Genomic DNA, 2,984 nt, shown 5'->3' with positions numbered 1-2,984 from the left:
TGAGGCGGTAACGCCTCACCCTACTCGATGTATCGAGAAAAAATAACCAGCGAGAGAAATATGGATAGCAGTGTTCATCTAGATAATACCGTCATGCAGTTTGGGGATTTTACTGCCATTCAAAAAACCGACTTAAAAATAGAATCAGGTGAGTTTTTCAGTTTTTTAGGGCCATCTGGTTGTGGCAAGACGACGATTTTAAACATGATTAGTGGGTTCATAGACCCAACACAAGGTGATGTAAAAATTGGTGGTCAGAGTATGCGTGGTGTCCCAGCCAATAAAAGACCCACCTCGATGATTTTTCAAAACCTCGCGCTTTTCCCTTTAATGACAGTTGCCGAAAACATTGAATTTGGCTTAGAGGTTCGCGGTGTTTCGAAAAGTGAGCGCAAAAAAGCATCAGATCGTTTGCTTGAACTGGTGGCCTTGGAGGGGAGCGGAGCAAAAAAAGTGTCTGAGCTTTCGGGTGGACAAAAACAGCGAATTGCTATTGCACGTGCGTTGGCGGTAGAACCTCAGGTCTTGTTATTGGATGAACCATTGTCCGCATTGGATTTAAAACTACGCCAACATATGCGCACTGAATTGAAGGCCATTCAGCGTAAAACGGGTATTACTTTTATCTATATTACCCATGATCAGGGGGAGGCCTTGACCATGTCTGACCGAGTGGCGGTGATGTCAGCAGGTCGTATTCAGCAGGTGGCGGATCCAATTACCTTATATCGAGACCCACATACGGCCTTCGTGGCGTCATTTGTGGGGGAAAATAACGCCGTTGCTGGCAAGGTAATTGAGGTGAATTCAGAGTTTGTTTTCTTAGATTGTGGGGCTCTGGGCAAATTAGCCGGGCGTTCGCAAGGCAATTTGAACGTTGGTGCTGATGCGACTCTGTTTGTTCGACCTGAGCACTTCAGACTGCATGCGGAGGAGGGGATGCACACGCTTCAAGCTAAGATAGATGAAGTTAACTTTGAAGGGGCCTATTTGACATTAAATGCCAATACGTCAGATGACCTGTCGTTGTCTATTCAGCTGGGTACCCATCAGTTTTCTGATGCCTTGAAAAAAGGTGCTCCCGTGAGCCTTTCGTACAATGAGAAGGATGCAATTGTGATTGCGGGAGAACATCATGTTTAGTCAGCTTAAAGCCCGATTTGGTAGCGGGTTAGCGGTTGGTATCATTGGTATGATTGCTATCTGGCTAATTGCTTTGGTTATATTGCCACAGCTTTTAATGGTGGATTATTCCTTTCGTCCGAATTTGCTTCCGGCTGATATTGGTGGTCCAAAAGACGTTTATTCGCTGACAAATTATGAAACTCTGTTTAGCAATAAAATACATTTAGCCATTTTCTTCAAAACCATCTGGTCGAGTGTGTTGGTGACTTCTTTGACGCTTGTGGTGAGTTATCCAATTGCTTTTTACTTGGCCAAAGTGGCGACGCCACAAAAGGCGGCACTTTGCCTCTTACTATTGATTATTCCTTTCTGGATTAATGAGATTCTGCGGACTTTTTCTTGGTATATCATTCTTGCCTATAAGGGTCCGCTGAATGCCTTGTTACTGGGCGTCGGCATCATAGATCGCCCCATCCGGTTTTTGTCTGGTGATGGCGGCGTGCTGATTGGCATGGTGTACGCCTATATTTTATTTATGATCTTTCCTATTTATAACGCCATTGAAAGTTTAGATACCAACCAAATTAAAGCAGCACGTAACTTGGGGGCGGGTTGGATTCGAACGCATTGGCGCGTGGTTATTCCGCATGCCAAGCCTGGGATTGCAACAGGTTGTATTATGACCTTTATGTTGGCTGCAGGAAGTTATGCTGTACCTGCTTTGCTGGGCTCACCCGGAAGCCGATGGTTTACACAAATTATCTATAATTGGTTTTTTGAGGGTGGCGATTGGAACCAAGGCGCGGCTTATGCGTTTCTCTTGTTGGTGATTTGTATTGGTTTCATTGCGTTAGTGATGCGTGTCTTTAAAGTTGGATTGGGAGACATTGCAAAATGAAGTCTGAAACAATCATGCGATATGCAATACGTTTCTACATTGGTGTGTTTTTTATCTATTTGTTTACCCCGCTTATTATTATGGGATTGGCGACCTTCAATGATAGCCGTTTTCCGACGGTGTCACCTTGGCGGGGGGCAACACTGAAGTGGTTTGAGGCACTTGCTCAAGATGGCGCGATGTGGACGGCATTATGGACAAGTATTGTGGTTGCGGCAGGTGTGTTGATTGTTGCTGTACCTGTTGGCATTTGTTGTGCGCTTTTTTTATCGACTGTACAGGGCAAAGGGAAGACCTTTCTTTATACACTAATGATGTCACCCTTATTAACTCCTGGTGTCATTGTTGGTATATCGACGCTTATTTTTTGGAAAGGCTTATCAGTAAGTGGTGGGGTGTTTCTAACGGTTGTCGCGCAAACTACCTTTATTAGTGCTTATGTTATGCTGATGGTGTTAGCACGTTTACAGCGCTTTGATCGCACACTTGAAAATGCCGCGCTAAGTTTGGGGGCGACACAATGGCAAGCGTTCCGTCGTATTTTGTTGCCATACTTGAAACCAGCTATCATTTCCGCGGCAGCAATTGCCTTCTTGCAATCGTTTGAAAACTACAACACGACTTTGTTTGTCAAAGGCTACGATACAACACTGACTGTTTATATTGCCTCCAAAGTGAGAACTGGGTTAACGCCAGCGGTCAATGCATTAGGTTTAGTGATGATTTCTATCACTATTGTGTTGGCGATTGTGTATGAGATAAAACGTCGTCGAGAACTTTCTACCTAGTTTACGATGTAGGTGAGCGATTTATTTGAAATAAAAAGGTCATTATTTATACAAATAATGACCTTTTCCATATCTTTTGGTTGTTATGTGATCAGTTTTTCAGGCTGTAGCAAATTAATGTGACAAAACGATAAAAAACCTCAAAAAAGGGTTGCACAAAATCTGTAGATCCT

Annotated in this window: 3 protein-coding genes; all 3 read left to right on the top strand. The window is 43.7% G+C overall.

Annotated elements, in window-relative coordinates:
• Positions 1-60: 60 nt before the first annotated feature.
• The 3 genes from DKT73_RS19920 to DKT73_RS19910 are packed head-to-tail and all read left to right on the top strand — an operon-like array spanning position 61 to position 2,811.
• A complete protein-coding gene (locus DKT73_RS19920) occupies positions 61-1,143 on the top strand; it encodes an ABC transporter ATP-binding protein (protein ID WP_111640271.1) in 1,083 nt (360 codons plus the stop codon).
• Positions 1,136-2,023, top strand: coding sequence for an ABC transporter permease (locus DKT73_RS19915; protein ID WP_111640270.1), 888 nt, complete (start codon positions 1,136-1,138; stop codon positions 2,021-2,023). Before DKT73_RS19920 ends, DKT73_RS19915 begins: the two co-directional genes overlap by 8 nt.
• Positions 2,020-2,811 carry an ABC transporter permease gene (locus DKT73_RS19910; RefSeq protein ID WP_111640269.1) on the top strand — a complete coding sequence of 264 codons (792 nt, stop codon included), beginning with the start codon at positions 2,020-2,022 and terminating at the stop codon, positions 2,809-2,811. Before DKT73_RS19915 ends, DKT73_RS19910 begins: the two co-directional genes overlap by 4 nt.
• The last annotated feature ends 173 nt before the right edge of the window (positions 2,812-2,984 follow it).

Source organism: Marinomonas shanghaiensis (assembly GCF_003259175.1).
GTDB classification, from domain to species: Bacteria; Pseudomonadota; Gammaproteobacteria; order Pseudomonadales; family Marinomonadaceae; genus Marinomonas; species Marinomonas shanghaiensis.
The sequence above is the reverse complement of the archived record's forward strand: the minus strand, read 5'-3'. Positions and strand labels throughout refer to the sequence as shown.